This is a genomic window from Mesorhizobium sp. M8A.F.Ca.ET.202.01.1.1 (assembly GCF_004791595.1).
In the GTDB taxonomy this organism is placed as follows: Bacteria; Pseudomonadota; Alphaproteobacteria; order Rhizobiales; family Rhizobiaceae; genus Mesorhizobium.
In genome coordinates this window covers 100,456-117,580 of record NZ_SRUN01000003.1, presented here as the reverse complement: position 1 = coordinate 117,580, position 17,125 = coordinate 100,456, and the positions used below count along the sequence as shown (strand labels likewise).

Genomic DNA, 17,125 nt, shown 5'->3' with positions numbered 1-17,125 from the left:
TCATGGCCGCCGGTCAGTGCTTTTGCCAACAACACCGTGGCTTCCTGTTTCAGCTCGGATCGTAAATTCTCCCAGCCTTGATGCCGATCAAGGGGGCTCGCGGCCTTCTCCGCTATCAAACCGTGATGATCGAGAACTCAACCTCTCCAACGTGGCGTGGCCGGGGCCAGCCCTACTGGTCGCGACCGGCTATCGAGGCGCTGCAGGAATGCCGCTCTCGGCCTGCCGGGCTGACTTCGACCGAGCCGCGCAACGAGGATGCCCGCTCGGTTGCTCACCGACAGGGTGCGTCGGCCTTATCGGCTGGGCCGGAGATGGAGGCGACGGAGGCGCACCGAAGGTGAGCGGCATTTTCACGACAATTGCGCGGCGCTTCACCCCGTTTAAGCCGATGGCCGACGCGATACGCGCTGGCGAGAAGTTTCCCAATTTTGTCCGGCGCGCCAGCGGCATGCATCAGGTCTATGTCAGCGTGATCGCAATCTCGGTTGCCTTGGCTAACTTTATCCCCATCGACCTGCAGAGACGGGTCGTCGATGGGGCGATTGCCGACAAGAACGTACGGGCGCTCCTGATGCTCGGCGGCCTGTATCTAGCGGCTATACTCCTGCATGCGGGGTTGAAATACGCACTGATCGTCTATCAGGGCTGGCTCGGAGAGAGCGTGGTGAAGACGGCGCGCGATCAACTCGCTCTCGTCGCCACGCAAAGGTCAGCGCGCGAGCACGCAAGGAGCGGTCAGACCGCCAGCATCATCGGCAACGAGATCGACTATGTTGGCGGATTTGTCGGCACCAGCATCTCTGAATGCGTGGTCAACGTCACGATGATGATCTCCGTCGTATCTTACATGATCTACATGCAGCCGGTGATTGCTCTGGTCAGCGGCGTATCACTCCTGCCGCAGATCCTGCTTGCGCTTTACATGCAGAAGGACCTGAACACACTCGTGGAACGGCAGGTCGTGCTGGTCCGAAGGCTTGGCAACCAGGCAGTCAATTCCTTCGCCAGCCACTCGACGAAGCGCCGGGCAGCCTTTCGCACCATACGCACCATCTTCAGCAACCGCCTTGAATTCTATTTGTTGAGATTCGGGCTGAAGACGTTGCTGAACATAGCCAACGCGGCTGGGTCCCTGATGGTCCTGATCGTTGGCGGCTATCTTGTCATCCGCGGGCAGACGACGATCGGCACCGTCGTCGCCTTCATTTCGGGCTTCCAACGCTTGTCGGAACCCACGGGGGAACTTCTCGACTTCTATCGCGCGTATTGGCAAGCGAAAGTGCAATTCCGGATGATCGTCCAGTGGGTCGACGGCAATCATCCCTCGCAAACCGGACATTCCAGCGCACAGCCGGAATTGAATCGATGATCTAGTTAGCCTGGCCAGCGGCTGGTGCTCCGCAGCACAAGCCGAACGCATAGTGAACTTATTGGCGAAGCACCATATGAAGCACGTCTGAGCGCGCCGTGTAGGAGAGCCCATTCGGCATGTCGCAGGTGAAGCCGCCCTCCGCATCCGGGCGGCTACATCTTGACGGACGACCCAAATTTCAAGCGAAATACACCACGACGGTTTTCCCACAGACCAAAGGGGAATTTGTGGTCGACCTGGAAGGGACCTTCAAGGCGATGGCTGTGGGCCGCAAGGGCCTGTCCCGCAACTGACCTACAGCCGCCGGTGCAGCCGACCGGATAAGTCGCATCGACGGCAAGGTCTAAGCGTTCCTTGAAAGACCATCGAGGGCGACGCGATCGAACGCCGATTGATCTCGCGCAATTTGCGCTTAAGCCATACCTAATACAATCGTCCTGCTATCGACTTTGCGCAAAGGACGCATCTTTGACCGCCAGGCCTTCATCGCCTTCGTACAGAAATGGGCAACTTGGCCCTGACGACCTTCCCAGCGCCGCCTGTCGTCTGCCGGCGCAAGCGGACAGGCTCGCTCCCGGCTGGCTTCCCACGGGCAGCCGGAGCGTCCGATGAGCAAAGCACTGCGCACTCGAATTTGTATTCTGCTGTCGGCCGGCATTGCGATTTTCTTTTGGGCACTGCTTGGAACCTCCTTGGCACAGCAGTCTCCGGCCGGCTTGCCGCCTGAAAAGGCACGGCAGTTCCTCAACCTGCTGTCCGACCCTGAGGTGAAGCAATGGCTCGAAGGAAAGATACCGGCAGCCGCCGAGGAACCGCCTGCCGCATCGCTAGAAGGCACGATCGCGAGTTGGGAGGGAGCCGTTCGCACACGTCTCGCCGCGCTCGCGGATGCCATTCCCCGCATCCCGCAGGAGTTGGCCAACGCCGCCGGCGTCGTCTCGCGCGACGTGAATTCAGGCAGGCCCGGCCTTGTGGTCCTGATCCTGGCAGTTCTGATTGTCGTCGGCTTCGGCGCCGAGTGGCTGGTCCGCCGGGCTTTGGCGCCGGGCACTTCCGAGGCAACGATTGACCCCGGAAAGGCGGTTCTGTCCGAGGTCGCTGCCTTGCTGACATTTGCCCTAGCCAGCATCGGCTCGTTCCTCGCGTTCGAATGGCCGCCGCTTCTGCGCAAGATCGTGCTGACGCTGCTGCTCGCCTTCATCATCTTTCGCGCTATCCGCGCGATAACAAAGTCTCTGCTGGCGTTGGGGTCTCCCATTGAGGGTGACCCTAGCGATCAGCGGGGCGGCAGCCGCGAGGCGGGTCAACGCTTCTGGCAGCAACGCGTGAGCGCGGTCGCCGGGTTTTTTTTCTTCGGCTGGGCGATTGTCAGCATCATGCCGGCCCTTGGCTTCTCGCCCGACATGCTGCGGCTCGTCGCGCTCTCGTTCGGGCTTGGCCTGCTGGCCGTCGGCTGCGACACCGTTTGGCGGCGGCCTAGCACGCCAGCCTCACCGATCAAGAATTGTCTGCTTACGCTCTATCTGGTTGTACTTTGGCTAGTCTGGGTCGCGGGGCTGCTCGCATTGCTGTGGATCGGTTTGTACGCGCTGCTCCTGCCTAGCGTGGTGCGCGGCGTCGGTAATGTCTCGCAAGCGGTCGCCGGCACCGCCAAGCGCAGTGGCGCCGTCGGCGTGGCGCTCAACGTATTTATCGTCAGAGGCGCTAGGGCGGGGGTCATTGCAGCGGCGATCGTTTGGCTCGCCTACCTCTGGCGTCTTAGAGCAGTGGCCTTTGCTCACGACGAGATGGGCGCTCGCATCATATCCGGATCGCTTAACGCCATTGTCATATTGATGGTCGCGGATCTGTTCTGGCAGCTCGCCAAGGCCCTAATCGCCTATAGAATTGAGGCATCGAGTCTGGCCAGTACGGATCCCCATCATGCGGCACCCCAGGCGGATCCGCACGATGCAGCACGTGCAGCCCGCCTGCGAACTCTCTTGCCGATCTTTCGCAACGCGCTCGCCGTCCTCATCGGCGTCGTGGCAGTACTAAGCATCCTGGCCGGGTTAGGCGTGCAGATCATGCCTCTGATCGCTGGCGCAGGTGTGTTCGGCGTGGCCATCGGCTTCGGCTCGCAGACGCTTGTGAAGGACATGCTGAGCGGAGTGTTCTACCTGATGGACGATGCGTTCCGGGTGGGGGAGTACATCCAGAGCGGGTCATACAAGGGGACGGTCGAGTCCTTCAGCCTGCGCTCGGTCAGGCTGCGCCACCACCGCGGCCCCGTCTATACCGTTCCGTTCGGCCAGCTCGGCGCGATCCAGAACATGAGTCGCGACTGGGTGATCGACAAGATAACGATCGGCGTGACCTACGATTCCGACGTCGAACTCGCGCGCAAGCTGGTTAAGAAGATCGGACAAGAGCTGGCGCAGGACCCCGAATTCGCGGCCGACACGATCGAGCCGCTGAAAATGCAGGGCATCGACGCGTTCGGCGATTTCGCCGTCCAGCTCAGTATGAAGATGACGACCAAACCGGGAACGCAGTTCCCGATCAAGCGCCGGGCCTTCATGATGATTAAGAAGGCCTTCGAGGACAACAACATCAAGATCGCGTTCCCGACGGTGCACGTCGAGGGCGGCGATGCCGCCACCGCTGCCGCCGCACAGCAGCAGATCGCCAAAATGAGCCAGGCTGAAGCAGCGGCCTGTCAGGCCTAGACCACGCACGGCATTGACTGTCGATCCTGAGGGTTAAGTCGGATCCCGAAACGAGGCCGGTTCATCTTTGCCCAGGCACGCCAGCGAGTAGGACGAATCGACGCGAGCTCCGGTCACCACATTCCTCCACCCCATCGACCCCTTCTCACACGGAATCACAAGCGGATGCACGCCGTCCTTGTCCCTGTTTAACCTGCCTGGGCTTCTTCGCATCAAGATCACGACGGATCGCCGCAATCAGCTCGTCCAGTGAGAGGGGCAGTTCATTTTCCGACAGCGTTGCTGCGTTTCTGCAGTACATCAAGTCGGTGGCTAGTCGGTTGTTCGAGGATTGATCCGGTGCCAGATGACGCTTGCAATCAAGGTGAATACACCGGAAGCCGCATTGATCTTGTCAATATATTACAACATCGTCAATTGCCGTTATCCACGCCGGCGGCGTCAAAATGGTGGACGCGTCGCGCTATCTGAAAAGACGTCAGGTCTCTTTTTCTACGTCATTGTTGGGAATGCTCTAATTTAGTATCTTCGCTGTTGGTCATCAGCCCCGCGGTCGTTGAAAAGCCCGAACTTCTGATACGATCTTGGCTTGTGGGCGCCGACTGGCATTGGCCGCTCCGGCGGCGGCGATTTCACACGCTGGCGCTCTGCGTTAAAACTCTGCGGCTGCAGCCAATGGCCGAGATGGGGAATATTGCCCAGCGGGCGGTCACTGCGCGAGGCATTTGCGGCCCATTGCCATTGCCTTGTAAGTCCCCTTCAGATCGACAACGAAGGTCCCCTTGGTTTCCGGAAACACGATCATTTCATATTGCTTCGCTACGTCGCGCTTGAAATTCGGGTCGTCTGTCAAGATGTAGCCACCAGAATATCCGCCCTTGAGTTCGCCGCTCGTGGTGATGGCCACACCACTATAAAGATGGCCAGCGATGGAGACGAAGATTTCCGACTGGGCCCCGTTCTGAAGGCCGATATCCGCCTTCGTGAACACGCCGAGATACCCGACCTCCTGATTTGCGGTAACGCCCATTTGCACCGAACTTGGCCCATCCTGGCGCACGATCAAGCAATCTCCGCGGGTTTGATTTGCATAGACCGTCCAGCCCTCCACGTCGTCCCCGTATCGGACAAGCACATCGCTGGCCTTGGGAAGGGGATTTTGTGTTTGTGCGTAGGCTGCCATCGCAGACAAAAGTGCTACTGAAGTTGCCGTGATAAGTGTCATTAAATTTCGCATGGAAGTGCCTTTCCTTTATCTGCCGTTCTCTGCTCATGAACGTCCGCGCTGGCGTCTCAGCATGGGGCTTTTCCCTTCGCGGACTGCAATTCGGCTGGTGTCTCAAAGGGCTTGTATATCGCGTGAGCCCAGAGGCAGTCGGTAAGTTACGTGGGCAAGCATGTAGATTTGCGGACCACTAGTTGGACAGGCCCGTTAGCTCGTTGGCTTAGATCGTGGTCCATTTTTGGTCCTGCGCTGAGCAACCCCGGTTGAGCATGATCGCCTGTCCTCGACTATCGAAGCGTAGACCTTCTCCTAGTCATCGATCATGCGGGACGCGCTGAAGGCACATTGTTGTCGCTCCTCTGCACTGATTGACGCGAAGGTTAGCGGACGTGGCGCGCGCACGCGCGTAGCATCTGGTAACCTACTCCCGGAACAGCCACACCATGCACCATGGTGCCTTGAGACTTGCCGGTGATCAGACGAGTTCCATCGACATACTGCAAGACTTGTCTGCCGGGCCGAATAACAGTCTTTGCGAGTGCTGGCGTCAGGCGACGACAGCGTTTGATGAAAACGGTATCAAACTCGCGAAATCCGTACTGGCTCAGAGCTCTGCCGGACCGCAACAGGAAGCAGTGGTCAGTGCGGCTGCGACGCAACAGACCGTCACCGCGCAACGGAAGGAGGCGGCGGCGTGATACTTTGGATCGCCGCGCGATGTAGCATCTGGTATATTCGGTGCGGCCAAGGGCTGCTCCGCTTTGCGAGGCCCCAGCCAGCCATTCAGCAGCTTTCGTTCACTACTGACTTTTCGGCCGCTGGGCCGGGAGCGGGATACTGGCGGCTGTATCCAATATTGCTTCGATCTCCTTGGCCAGGTCGTTGACCAGCGCTAGGTATTCGGCGCGACGCTCATCACGCTTTGGTGTGTCGGAATTCTCCCAACGCAGGGCCGCTCTTTCGGCGTCAGCAAAATCGATACACAGCGAGCGGAAATCCTCATCGCGGACGGCGAGGTCCTCGATCGCGCGCTTTCGCAAGGGAAAGCGCCGTTGGGCCGCCTCGATTTTTTGATCCATATCAATGACGCCCATTCCGCCGTCGGTGCAATGGAGTATAGGCGTGCCGCAGCAGTTGCGGGCGTAGGTTACTGTAGCCGACGCCGGACCATATGGAATCGTACATAGTCTTGGACGGAATGGAATGCGGGGAGTACTCTACTTAAGCAGTTTCTAATTTACCTCCAAAGCCGATGCCCTACGGCAGGTCGGGACGGCCCTCAAGGTGGGGCAAGAGGGGTTCTGGAATGAACGTCTTTAATCCTGGGGTTGCAGCGCTAGCCCTGACTTCGGCACTCCGACTGCCACCCTCTCCGGAGGAGGTCCGCGCCGAGCTTGAGCGCATTCTCTCAAGTCCTGAGTTTTCGGTGCCGGCGCGCGCTTGTGCTTTCCTACGCTACGTCGTGGAAGAAACGCTCTCTGGGCGCGCTACGCGGCTCAAAGGTTATTCGATCGCCATCGAGGTTTTCGACCGGGACGAAAACTTCTCGCAGGACGATCCGGTGGTGCGGATCGAGGCGGGTCGGTTGCGCCGCGCGCTTGAGCGGTATTACCTGCTGTCCGGATGCACCGATCCGATCCGCATCGAAATCCCCAAGGGCGGGTACGTTCCCGTTTTCAGCTGGAACGTCTCGAACGCAGTCGAACTCACGCCAGTCGGGCCTGCAGCGGCTCCCGAGATTTCGAAAGCGGCTTCGTTTTCATGGGAACGCGTGCATTGGCTCGCCACGGCAACGCTCGCAGTCGTCGTCTGCCTCACCTTTGCATATTGGGCCTCCAGCCAGCTGGTGTCGCAGACCTCCCTGCCCTCGGCGCGGGCGGCCGATCCCGAGGGACCAACGCTGGTGGTCGCGCCATTCGCCGATCTCGGCGGAGGACCGGAAGCCAAGCTATATGCGATGGGGCTTACCGAGGAATTGCTGAGCATCCTGCCGCACTTCAAAGAACTCACGGTGTATGGCCGCGAGACCTCAGAGGCTTTGCCACCGCAAGTCGCCCCCTCGCACATCCAGCAACTCGGAGCCAGTTACCTTCTGACCGGCGGGGTGCAAATCTCCGGCGCGCGAATCCGCGTCACAGCCCGTCTGATCGAAACCGAAAACGGCGCGATCCTGTGGTCTCAAACCTACGACGACGATTTTCGTTCCCGCGATATCTTCGCCATTCAATCCGATGTCGCCGCCCAGGTTGCAACAGTAGTAGCTCAGCCCTACGGCGTCATCTATCAGGCCGACATCGCGAACGGCCCGCCCGATGATCTCGATGCCTACCGTTGCACGCTTCAATTTTACGCCTATCGCACCGAGTTGAGTGTCGAACGGCATGCGGCCGTCCGCGACTGCCTTGAGAGCGCCGTCGCGCGCTTTCCATCCTACGCTACCGCCTGGGCGATGCTGTCGATTGCTTACGTCGACGAGGACCGGTTTGGCTTCAATGCACGAAAGGGCGCGCCCACATCGGCTGAACGTGCACTCGCTGCAGCGCGTCGGGCGGTCGAGCTGAACTCGGACAATATGCGCGCACTTCAGGCGTTGATGACGGCGTTGTTCTTCAATCAGCAATGGGCTGAGTCGATGGAGATCGGGGAACGGGCACTGGCACTCAATCCCAACGATACCGAGTTCCTCGGCGAATTCGGCACACGACTGGCACTTGGAGGGCAATGGCAGCGTGGGGCGGAGCTTGTGCAGCTAGCTCTTGACCGCAATCCGGGGGCCGGCGGGTACTACCACACGGTGCTCGCGCTCACAGCCTATATGCAGCATGACGACCAAAAAGCCGTGGCCGAGATCCGGCAGGCCGATCTCCAGAAACTCCCAATCTTCCATGTGGTAGCGACCGCCATCTATGCACAGGCGGGGATGATGGCGGAAGCAACCCGGGAGGGAGCAATATTTATGAAGATGAGCCCAGCGTTCATCCCCAACATCGAGGCCGAACTCATGAAGCGCAACATCCAGGCAGCGGATCGGGCGCGCATGATCGCGAGCCTTCGCAAGGCAGGCTTGCCCGTGCCGTCGGACGCGCCGTCAGGCTCCTCAGTGCCTGCCACAACATCTGATATGCCGTCGATCGAGTAAGTGCGGGCTGAGCGTCGATCTGCGTTCTCGCGCTGGTAGGCCGCCACGGCACAAAAGTAGCGACCATAACAGAACCTACCCGATGTTACGGGTGCTCCTCCGCTTCCTCAACTAATACTGAGGCACCTGGAAGGAGGCACTCACATGAAAAGAATACCACGAAAATCAAGGCGACTCGCCGCCGCATCTACAGCGGCGATGATCTTGGCGATTGGGTGGGGAGCGCCCGCGACAGCGGACGACGCAGAGGCCAAGAGCATGCTCAAGGCGATGTCCGATTACATGGCGGGCGTGAGTTCCATTTCCTTTGGATACGACACCAACTTCGAGGTCGTCACCAAGGACCACCAGAAGCTTCTGTTCGCGAGTTCGGGGATGGTCGACCTCAGCCGGCCCGACAGGATCCGCGCCACCCGCAGTGGCGGTTTCGCCAATGTCGAGATGATCTTCGACGGCAAGACGCTGACGCTGCTGGGCAAGAACGCCAACCTTTACACGCAGGCCGAGGTGCCTGGCACCCTGGATCATCTGGTCGATGAGTTGCGGGACAAGTTCCACCGGCCTGTTCCCGGCGCAGACCTGCTTATGTCGAACGTCTACGAGGAGCTGATGCGCGACGTGACCGACGTCAAGGACCTCGGCAGCGGCGTGATCGGCGGCACCGAATGCGATCATCTGGCGTTTCGGACCAAGGAAGTAGACTGGCAGATCTGGATCGCCCAGGGCGAGCATCCCTATCCCTGCCTCTATGTCATTACCAGCAAGAAAGTCGATCAGGGGCCGCAATACAGTGTTCAGATCAGAGACTGGAAGACCGGCAGCGATGTCGCGGCCGATGACTTCGGCTTCAAGAACGGGACCAACGCCAAGAAGGTCGATGCGAAGGAACTGACCGACACCGATGAACTGCCCACACAGTTTTCACCAGAAGGGACCAAATAATCATGACAGCGAAACTGAAAAACATCCTGCTCGCCGCCACCGTCGGGCTGATCGGGCTCGGAGCCTCGGAACGGATGACAGTCACCGGTTCCCACACCCTTATGTCGACGGCCGAAGCCATCGTCGGGCGTCCGCTCACGCCGGTCAGTGTTGCCGGGGTTGCGAGGCGTACGGTGCGGCGCTGCGCGGTTGGTATGTATTACTGTTAAGTCGCGCCTGCTGCGCAACCTGAGGCACAGATTTCCAAGCTGGTCTCATAAGGGCGAGTCCGCGCACCAGGGCGGAACAGGTTTATGACGTCCTCCGGTGCCAGACCATCACTTCATCAGAGTTCGAGATGAAGGACGAGGCACCAACCCTCGCGTGCCGCAGGTCGCTTGGGCATGCTTCCCTCACAGAACATACCCGATGCTACGGGTGTGTTTCCACTTACAGACTACGATGTGGTGACGAGCTTTAACCGGAGGAACCACAATATGCGCAGTTCTGCTTTCAGGTCCATTCTTCTGAGTGCGACCATCCTCGGCCTGGCGGCACCGGCATTTGCTGATGATGACATTGGTGCGCTATCACCGGAGAAGGCAGCGAAGGTCTTTGCCGCGAAGCCGATCTATTCGCCCTATGCTGGCCGAAATTTCCCTACCCGGCCGTTCTTCGGCGACACGCACCTTCACACCGGAGCATCTTTCGATGCGGGTGCGTTCGGCGCGCGGCTGACACCGCGTGATGCCTATCGCTTTGCGCGAGGCGAGGAAATTACGGCGTCGAGCGGTCAGCCGGCCAAGCTGTCGCGACCGCTGGACTTCCTGGTCGTTACCGACCACTCAGACAACATGGGCATGTTTCCGGACCTGTTTGCCGGCAAGCCGGAAGTCATTGCCGACCCGCAAGCCAAGACCTGGTACGATATGATCAAGTCAGGACAAGGCGGCGACGCTGCGATCCAGATCATCCAGGCCTTCAGCGCGGGAACGATTCCGAAGAGCATGATGTATGGACCTGAAACCCGCCCCTACAAAAATGCGTGGCAGGATACGATAAAAGCGGCGGAGGAATACAACGATCCGGGCCGTTTCACTGCTGTCATCGGCTATGAATGGACGTCCAACACGGCGGGCAACAATCTGCACCGCAACGTGATCTTCCGGGATAACGGCGACAAGGCCGACCAGATCGTGCCCTACACGACTTTGAAGCCCCTCGGCAGCGACAATCCGCGCGATCTGTGGAAATGGATGCAGGCCTATGAGGACAAGACGGGCGGTAGCGTGCTGGCCATCGCCCACAACGGCAACCTTTCCAATGGCCGTATGTTCCCGCTAATCGAGTCCTTCACCAACAAGCCGGTGGACAAGGAATATGTGGAGCAGCGCGCAAAGTGGGAGCGGCTCTATGAGGCAACCCAGACCAAGGGCGACGGCGAAACCCACCCGACGCTTTCCCCAAATGACGAATTTGCCAATTTCGAACGGTGGGACTTTGGCAACCTTGATGGCAGCGCGGCGAAGACACCCGATATGCTGGAGTTCGAATATGCGCGCTCAGCACTGCGGAATGGTCTCAAGCTCGAGGCCGAGCTTGGCACCAACCCCTACAAGTTCGGCATGGTCGGCAGTTCCGATGCTCACACCGGCCTCTCCGCGCTGGAAGAGGAAAACTTCTTCGGCAAGACCACGCCACAGGAGCCGAGCCCGGAGCGCATGTTGAGTACATTCTTCACTAATCCAAAAACGAAGATAAAGGTCATGGACTGGCAGGTCAGCGCCTCGGGTTATGCCGCGGTCTGGGCGACGGAAAATACCCGTGAAGCTCTTTGGGACGCCATGCAGCGCAAGGAAACCTATGGCACCACGGGACCGCGCATGGCTGTGCGCTTTTTCGGCGGCTGGGATTTCGAGCAGGCAGATGCAGAGACCCGCAATCCGGGCGCTATCGGCTATGCCAAAGGCGTGCCCATGGGCGGCGACTTGACGGCAGCGCCAGAGGGCAAGGTGCCGACGTTCCTCGTCGCTGCACTTAAGGATCCGATCGGCGCCAATCTCGATCGTTACCAGATCGTCAAGGGATGGCTCGATGACAAGGATCAAACTCATGAGCAGGTCTATGACGTAGCTTGGGGTGGCGACCGCAAGTTAGGCGCAGATGGCAAGCTCCCATCGGTTGGCAGCACGGTGGATGTCGAAAACGCTACGTGGAAGAACACCATAGGCGCCTCGGAACTGATTGCGGTCTGGAAGGACCCTGCATTTGATCCAAAGCAGAAGGCTTTCTACTACGGTCGCGTCATCGAGATCCCGACGCCGCGCTGGACCGCCTACGACGCCAAGCGCTTTGGCACGAAGCCACTGGAGGGGACACAGATGACTGTGACGGAGCGCGCCTACACGTCGCCGATCTGGTACACGCCTTGAATGTCACTCTGGAGTTGACCTGAAAGTTCGGTGCGGCCGCCTACCGCCGCACCACCCTGCTTGTCCTTTGCCAGCGGAGCCAATCATCTTGCTGAAACGTCTGCTGAGAGAGCCATTAGCGCACTTCATCATTTTGGCTCTGGCCATCTTCTCGGTGTATGGCCTGCTCAACCGCGGGGGAGCGCAAGCGCCGGATCGCATCATCGTCACGGCGCCCAAGATCGAACAACTGACTGCAATCTTCGGCAAGACCTGGCAGCGACCTCCGACGGCCGAGGAATTTAAGGGACTGGTCGACGACTACGTCAAGGAAGAGATCTACGTCCGCGAGGCATTAGCCTTGGGGCTCGACAAGGATGACGCTGTCATTCGCCGCCGCCTAAGCCTGAAGATGGGGTTTATGAACGACTCCATCGTCGATGCACAAACGCCGACTAGTGGTGAGCTTGATGCCTATCTGAAGGCTCACCCCACCGTATTCGAGATCGAACCGATGCTGGCCTTCCAACAGGTTTTCCTCAACCCGGACCAGCACGGCGACAAGACCGGGCAGGACGCGGCCTCCATATTGAAGACATTGGCGACAAATCCCGCGACCGATCCGACGATGTTGGGTGACGTGTCGTTGCTTCCCGTGGAGCTGCCCCTGACAGGCAAATCATCGATAGGCCAGACTTTTGGGACGGATTTCGCCGAAGCGCTCGACAAGGCAACGCTAGGCCAGTGGACAGGTCCCGTCACATCAAGTTTCGGACTTCATTTGATCAAGCTGTCAGAGCGTAGACCGGGCCGCTTGCCCGCGCTCAACGAGGTGCGCGATGACGTGGTGCGCGAGTGGGCGAATGACAAGCGCAAGGAATTCGAAGAGCGCCGACTTGAGGAATTGCTGAAGCGATATGCGGTAGTGATCGAGTACCCCGCAAAAACGAGCGCCATCCGATGATTCGCTTCGCAGCGCTATTGACGGTTCTTCTGCAGCTGTTCCAATCCGCACCCGCAGCAGCACACGAGATGCGCCCCGCTTATCTCGAGATGCGGGAGACGGAACCCGATGTATTTGTGGCGGTATGGAAAGTGCCGGCCCTAGGCGACAGGCGGCTCAGCCTCTACGCGCGTTTGCCGGAAACATGCAGGGCGGAGAACGAGCCGACGAGATCCATCGATGGCGGTGCCTACATGGAGCGATGGACCGCCGCATGCGACGGCGGTCTGAAGGGCCATGAGATCACCATCGACGGCTTGCGCTCAACCCTGACCGACGCGCTGATCCATATTACCTACCGCGATGGGACGACGGAGATTGCCCGCCTCAAACCAGATATGCCGAGCACTGTCATCAAGGGCGCTCAGGCCAGCTTTGAGGTGGCGGAAACCTATTTCCGGTTGGGTGTTGATCACATCCTGTCCGGCATCGACCACCTTCTATTTGTGCTGGCTCTCATGCTGCTGATCCACAATCGATGGACGCTCGTGAAGACAATTACTGCCTTTACGATTGCCCACAGTATCACGCTTGCAGGGGCGGCTTTGGGTTACTTCAGCCTACCGCAGAAACCCGTGGAAGCCACCATTGCGCTTAGCATTGCCTTCGTGGCCAGCGAACTCACCAAGATCAAGCCAGCAGAAAGGCGGCTTTCCGAGACCTATCCCTGGATGGTGGCCTTCGCTTTCGGTCTTCTTCATGGCTTTGGCTTTGCTGGTGCGCTCAAGGAGATCGGACTTCCACAGGTGGATGTGCCGCTTGCTCTTCTCACCTTCAATCTGGGCGTCGAAGCAGGGCAAATGCTTTTTGTAGCGGCGGTACTAATCGCCTTCAGAATTGTTACCACCCGGATCACCATTCCGATTGTAGCTGCGCGGAGCACTGCCGCCTATCTGATCGGCACAATGGCTGCAAGCTGGCTCATCACACGACTTGCCGGCTTTGTGGTCTAGATCGGATGACTGAAACTGGTTCCGAACTCGGGTTAAGCGTCGCGTTGATTGGCGAGAAACGTCGCGAGCCCTCGGGGATCGGAGCGATCTTGGTCATGGCGATGTCGCGTCTCGGTCGTCCTGTGGATTTCCCGGATCAGAATGAGATGGCGGCCACTCCATGTCGGCACCGCTGAGAACCCCAGTCGAGAATTCCAAACGGAACGCAGCAGTTGGAGAACAGAATGAAACAGAAACAAGTTGAATGGGCTTCATGCGGACGTTGCTCTATGTGGCTGCCCAAACGCAGATGACTCCGCCCCGAGGTGGGAAATGGAGGTCTATGCAGGTCAGGCGAACGCTGGACCGTTGCGGGCGACCAAATCGGATGGCGTTTGGGGTCAAAACCCAATCACCTGAACTACCGAGTTCGACCCTAAACGGAAGCTCGTTCGCGCTCGGCCAGGAGCGAGAGGCCATCCGCTGAAGGCAGCCGGGCAGAGCCTCAGCCAGATCGCTGCTACCCTCACACGACAAGCGGACGCAGGACTGGCCTGCGCCCCGGCCGAAGCACTGCCCGGCCTATTTATTTGGAAACAGTAGTGTAATACCCGTGCGGAAGCCGAAACCATCTGGCCCATTGTCGGGGCTTTCCGCCCAGTAGCGCACACCGGCGAACAGGCTGATCGGCTGCTTGTCCATCACCACCAGCTTCGAGACTTGGAAGTTGATCGGGACCGACCATTGCTGCGCCTCCCAATTGTAGGTGCTCTCGGTGTTCAAGCTGAACGTCCAAGCGTCCTTCGTCGTGTAGGAGACGAAAGGCTGCAAGTAGGTGGCGTTGATGTCGCTGCGGTCGCCGTCGCCGGCAAACGACCAGATGTGGTTCGCCAACATACCCACCGTCCATCCGTCCTTTTGTTTCAACACGACGGCTGTCGGACCAGCTCCCCATTTTTCTCCACCAAGCAATTCGTCGGTCGCCGTCGGAAAGAGGAACACCGGGCCGACACCCCAGATGATCCCATTTGCGGTCGGTTTCTTGGGCGAGAAGAACAGACTCTGGCTGATGTCGCCGAGCCCGAACTGATTGCCGGAAGGCCCGGCAATATCGTGCTGGTAGGCGACGGGCAGGATGGTGCGGGAGATGACGTTCCAATCGTCGTTGAGCGAGAACGGAATGACCGGCTGGATGTTGACATAGCCCTTGTCGCCATCGTTGGGACCATAGCCCTGGTCCCAATTGAATTGGAACGGCACGCTGATCAGCGAGGCGATCGGGTTAGACAGCTTCTTGGCGAGATCCTGGGTATCCTCGGCCCAAGCGGCACTGCAGACGAGCAAGCCTGAGGCGAGCGTAGCCGCCAGCCGAATGGCCCATTCGGACTTCATTGACATCGGCAACCCCCTCTTCGCATGCCGACCAGCCTAAGGGGACCGACCCCGGATAGACAGTAGAACACCGTCAATGCTGGGTATGGTCCACACTTTTGTCGATGGGTGTGTTCCTCGAACGCCGCCCCGCAATCAATCGCTTGTCTTAGGTCGATGCAGGCGGCATGGAGCTTGCGACTGAAGCGCCGGTCATGAGAGCGGAACAGGGCGATCATGACCATGCTATGCGCTGGGCAAAGTTGGAACCAGATCGTTGAGGACATGGAGTGTTCCCGCGCCACGGTCAAGCCGGCCAAGCGGTTTAAGGAGGCCTCGGGGGCACAGTCTACCCCCCCCTCAGCCTCGCCACGTCACTCAGCTCACCTTCTTGACAGGCGGGATGGTCCACGAACCGTCAATGATCGAAGGGTCGCTCTCGTTTGGCCAGTAGGTCCGCATCATCAGGACGAACTTGCCCTTGGGCGCAGGCAGCCAGTTGGCCTCCTTGTCTGCTCCAGGGCTCTCGTTCTGGATCAGGATGTCAATGGAACCATCGTCATTGGCTTTCAGCGGCTGGCGGGCGCTGATAGAATAACGGTTGAGCGGGTTGTCGACGAAGAAGTAATCCGCGTCGTACATAGTCACTGACCAGAAGCCTGTTACCGGAGGGGTTAGACCCTTCTTGAAGGTCAGGACGTATTTGTCCGAACCCGAATAGGCCCTGTTGATCAAGTCGCCATGCGACTTCATGGAGGTCGGATAGATCGCGTCCTGCGGACGATTGGCGCCAAGGCCAATGGCGGTCACGAGCGCGCGCTGGATATAGTTCGTGCCGTAGATGCCGGTCTTGGTTGTGAAGCCCCAGCCATTGATTTGCTTCACGTCGCCGTCACTGAACTTGAAGTGCAGCATGATGCGGTCGAAGGCGATCTGCGGGACGCGCGTGGCGAAGGCAGGATTGAACTTCGTCTTGTCGAAATCCTGCCCCGGCACGATGCCGATTTGTGCCATTTTTTCCACCATCGGTGCGTCAGCCTCCGTCGGCGGATTGGTCTTCATCAGTTCGGCGAGCAGCGTGAAATACTCGACCGCATCCATCTTGTTGACTTGATCGCGGACCGCCGTTTTCATGTCGATCGACTGGTCGACCTTGCCGGGAGGCGGCGTCCATTCCTTGCCGTGGGCGCTCAGCGGATAGAGCTTTACCTCGTCCTGCACCTTGTGAACTGCCGCATAGTCCTCGGGCGTGCCTGTGCAATAGATGCGGCCGAGCAGCCAGACGATGCTGGTCGGCGATTTGTACTGCTTGACCCCGTCCGGCAGCGTGCCTTCCCAGCCAGGGCCGGTAACGGCAAAGGTCTGCGCGCCTGTTCCGGTGGTCCGCTTTCCCGGCACGTCGAAGACCGTCGTCCAGCCGTCGAGCATGGGGAACAAGGCGTAGCGGTCCTGCAAGTCCGGCAGGCTGACGACCCAAGGCTCCTTGCCGACGTCCAAGAAGGCCGTGGTGTACAGCGTGTCGGCGTTGGGAGCCGTCACATCCCGGAACTGTGCATTAGGATATTCGCGCACCTTGATAAGATTGCCCATCGGAGCCTTGGTTCCCTTGGGTTTGGCAACATTTGTTATAACCCGGCGAGTCATCTCCATCGTGACCAGCGGATAGCCGTAAGTGTAAGCCTCGACCGCGAGGCCGAAATCATCCGATCCTTCCATCAGATCTCCAACCAGACCCTCTGCGTGGCCACTCGTGGGCCTCTGCGAAGTTGCAGCAAGCAGACCTAAGCCGCCAAGCGAGACGGCGCGACGCGATATGTTCATAGCTGGCACTCCGAGTTTTGACGTGTGTTTGACGCTACGGCACCATGCATCGAGAAACTAGGTGCTGCATGTATCTTACGGGATCATACAGGCGTCGATTGTCGTGAAAGCAAACAAGGTCGCGCACCAGCACGTTAAGTGTCAAAAGCCGCGCAGGGAGAGTTCCCCGCCTGGCGCCGAAGCTCCTTGATGAGGCTGGCACAAGACCGTTGAATGCCG

14 protein-coding genes are annotated in these 17,125 nt (G+C 59.2%); 10 read left to right on the top strand and 4 right to left on the bottom strand.

Translation table 11 applies throughout. The features are described from left to right. Positions 1 to 340: 340 nt before the first annotated feature. The 3 genes from EN845_RS08545 to EN845_RS08540 all read left to right on the top strand — a co-directional run bounded on the left by EN845_RS08545 (position 341) and on the right by EN845_RS08540 (position 4,083). A complete protein-coding gene (locus tag EN845_RS08545; RefSeq protein WP_167531295.1) occupies positions 341 to 1,372 on the top strand; it encodes an ABC transporter ATP-binding protein in 1,032 nt (343 codons plus the stop codon). A gap of 119 nt (positions 1,373 to 1,491) precedes the next feature. Beyond that, entirely contained in the window at positions 1,492 to 1,668 is a 177-nt protein-coding gene (locus EN845_RS35415; protein ID WP_167531294.1) for a hypothetical protein, read from the top strand. 315 nt (positions 1,669 to 1,983) lie between these two features. Then, on the top strand, positions 1,984 to 4,083 hold the full coding sequence (locus EN845_RS08540) for a mechanosensitive ion channel family protein (RefSeq protein ID WP_127869953.1): 2,100 nt from the start codon (positions 1,984 to 1,986) through the stop codon (positions 4,081 to 4,083). A 709-nt stretch (positions 4,084 to 4,792) separates the two neighbouring features. On the opposite strand, the gene EN845_RS08535 is transcribed toward EN845_RS08540, so the two are convergent. Beyond that, complete coding sequence (locus tag EN845_RS08535) at positions 4,793 to 5,320, bottom strand: hypothetical protein (RefSeq protein ID WP_127275473.1); 528 nt, start codon at positions 5,318 to 5,320, stop codon at positions 4,793 to 4,795. A gap of 431 nt (positions 5,321 to 5,751) precedes the next feature. On the opposite strand from EN845_RS08535, the gene EN845_RS08530 reads away from it, so the two are divergent. Next, a complete protein-coding gene (locus tag EN845_RS08530; RefSeq protein ID WP_127869954.1) occupies positions 5,752 to 6,006 on the top strand; it encodes a hypothetical protein in 255 nt (84 codons plus the stop codon). Between the two features lie 102 nt (positions 6,007 to 6,108). Here the strand turns inward: EN845_RS08530 and EN845_RS08525 are convergent, their stop codons facing one another. Further along, positions 6,109 to 6,402, bottom strand: coding sequence for a hypothetical protein (locus EN845_RS08525; RefSeq protein WP_335930832.1), 294 nt, complete (start codon positions 6,400 to 6,402; stop codon positions 6,109 to 6,111). Between the two features lie 212 nt (positions 6,403 to 6,614). Here EN845_RS08525 and EN845_RS08520 point away from each other — a divergent pair, with 212 nt between their 5' ends. The 6 genes from EN845_RS08520 to EN845_RS08495 all read left to right on the top strand — a co-directional run bounded on the left by EN845_RS08520 (position 6,615) and on the right by EN845_RS08495 (position 13,735). Continuing rightward, positions 6,615 to 8,447 (top strand): adenylate cyclase, encoded by a 1,833-nt coding sequence (locus tag EN845_RS08520; RefSeq protein ID WP_127869955.1) that lies wholly within the window; start codon positions 6,615 to 6,617, stop codon positions 8,445 to 8,447. Positions 8,448 to 8,591: 144 nt separating this feature from the next. Further along, positions 8,592 to 9,389 (top strand): DUF2092 domain-containing protein, encoded by a 798-nt coding sequence (locus tag EN845_RS08515; protein ID WP_127869956.1) that lies wholly within the window; start codon positions 8,592 to 8,594, stop codon positions 9,387 to 9,389. A gap of 2 nt (positions 9,390 to 9,391) precedes the next feature. After that, positions 9,392 to 9,598 (top strand): hypothetical protein, encoded by a 207-nt coding sequence (locus tag EN845_RS08510; protein WP_127869957.1) that lies wholly within the window; start codon positions 9,392 to 9,394, stop codon positions 9,596 to 9,598. Between the two features lie 267 nt (positions 9,599 to 9,865). Next, entirely contained in the window at positions 9,866 to 11,800 is a 1,935-nt protein-coding gene (locus EN845_RS08505; RefSeq protein ID WP_127869958.1) for a DUF3604 domain-containing protein, read from the top strand. An 88-nt stretch (positions 11,801 to 11,888) separates the two neighbouring features. Beyond that, positions 11,889 to 12,743 (top strand): peptidylprolyl isomerase, encoded by an 855-nt coding sequence (locus tag EN845_RS08500; protein ID WP_245511687.1) that lies wholly within the window; start codon positions 11,889 to 11,891, stop codon positions 12,741 to 12,743. Further along, positions 12,740 to 13,735 (top strand): HupE/UreJ family protein, encoded by a 996-nt coding sequence (locus EN845_RS08495; RefSeq protein WP_127869959.1) that lies wholly within the window; start codon positions 12,740 to 12,742, stop codon positions 13,733 to 13,735. Before EN845_RS08500 ends, EN845_RS08495 begins: the two co-directional genes overlap by 4 nt. A gap of 561 nt (positions 13,736 to 14,296) precedes the next feature. On the opposite strand, the gene EN845_RS08490 is transcribed toward EN845_RS08495, so the two are convergent. Continuing rightward, positions 14,297 to 15,106 carry a transporter gene (locus EN845_RS08490; RefSeq protein WP_127870030.1) on the bottom strand — a complete coding sequence of 270 codons (810 nt, stop codon included), beginning with the start codon at positions 15,104 to 15,106 and terminating at the stop codon, positions 14,297 to 14,299. A gap of 357 nt (positions 15,107 to 15,463) precedes the next feature. Beyond that, positions 15,464 to 16,906, bottom strand: coding sequence for a DUF1254 domain-containing protein (locus tag EN845_RS08485; protein WP_127869960.1), 1,443 nt, complete (start codon positions 16,904 to 16,906; stop codon positions 15,464 to 15,466). Positions 16,907 to 17,125: the final 219 nt, after the last annotated feature.

What these genes read in the sequence shown, in the direction of transcription:
- EN845_RS35415 (WP_167531294.1), top strand. Translation starts at nt 1,492, where the DNA reads ATGTCGCAGGTGAAGCCGCCCTCCGCATCCGGGCGGCTACATCTTGAC.
- EN845_RS08540 (WP_127869953.1), top strand. Translation starts at nt 1,984, where the DNA reads ATGAGCAAAGCACTGCGCACTCGAATTTGTATTCTGCTGTCGGCCGGC.
- EN845_RS08535 (WP_127275473.1), bottom strand. Translation starts at nt 5,320, where the DNA reads ATGCGAAATTTAATGACACTTATCACGGCAACTTCAGTAGCACTTTTG.
- EN845_RS08530 (WP_127869954.1), top strand. Translation starts at nt 5,752, where the DNA reads ATGCACCATGGTGCCTTGAGACTTGCCGGTGATCAGACGAGTTCCATC.
- EN845_RS08525 (WP_335930832.1), bottom strand. Translation starts at nt 6,402, where the DNA reads ATGGGCGTCATTGATATGGATCAAAAAATCGAGGCGGCCCAACGGCGC.
- EN845_RS08520 (WP_127869955.1), top strand. Translation starts at nt 6,615, where the DNA reads ATGAACGTCTTTAATCCTGGGGTTGCAGCGCTAGCCCTGACTTCGGCA.
- EN845_RS08515 (WP_127869956.1), top strand. Translation starts at nt 8,592, where the DNA reads ATGAAAAGAATACCACGAAAATCAAGGCGACTCGCCGCCGCATCTACA.
- EN845_RS08510 (WP_127869957.1), top strand. Translation starts at nt 9,392, where the DNA reads ATGACAGCGAAACTGAAAAACATCCTGCTCGCCGCCACCGTCGGGCTG.
- EN845_RS08505 (WP_127869958.1), top strand. Translation starts at nt 9,866, where the DNA reads ATGCGCAGTTCTGCTTTCAGGTCCATTCTTCTGAGTGCGACCATCCTC.
- EN845_RS08495 (WP_127869959.1), top strand. Translation starts at nt 12,740, where the DNA reads ATGATTCGCTTCGCAGCGCTATTGACGGTTCTTCTGCAGCTGTTCCAA.
- EN845_RS08490 (WP_127870030.1), bottom strand. Translation starts at nt 15,106, where the DNA reads ATGAAGTCCGAATGGGCCATTCGGCTGGCGGCTACGCTCGCCTCAGGC.
- EN845_RS08485 (WP_127869960.1), bottom strand. Translation starts at nt 16,906, where the DNA reads ATGAACATATCGCGTCGCGCCGTCTCGCTTGGCGGCTTAGGTCTGCTT.